1 protein-coding gene is annotated in these 334 nt (G+C 70.4%); it reads left to right on the forward strand.

The window, feature by feature from the left end:
* Positions 1-334 (forward strand): phosphopantetheine-binding protein (locus ASD34_RS28285; RefSeq protein WP_235510081.1); only part of this gene is annotated, 334 nt, incomplete at both ends.

Consider the following 334-nt stretch of genomic DNA (forward strand, 5'->3'; position numbering starts at 1 on the left):
ACTGCCGCTGAACGCCAACGGCAAGGTCGAGCGCAAGGCGCTGCCCGAGCCCGAGTTCGCCGAAGGCAAGGGCTATGAAGCACCGCAGGGCGAGATGGAAGAGGCTTTGGCGGCCATCTGGGCCGAGGTGCTCGGGTTACCGCGGGTTGGGCGCAACGACAACTTCTTCGAGCTGGGCGGCCATTCGCTGCTGGCGCTGCGCCTGCTCGAGCGCATGCGTGCGCGCGGCTGGCAGGCGCAGGTGCGCATGCTGTTCCAGCACCCCGGGTTCGCCGCCTTCGCCAAGGCGCTGGCGCAGGACACGGGCCGGCCCGAGGTGCAGGTGCCGGCCAAC

Origin of the sequence: Variovorax sp. Root473 (assembly GCF_001426505.1) — a bacterium.
Classification (GTDB): Bacteria; Pseudomonadota; Gammaproteobacteria; order Burkholderiales; family Burkholderiaceae_C; genus Variovorax.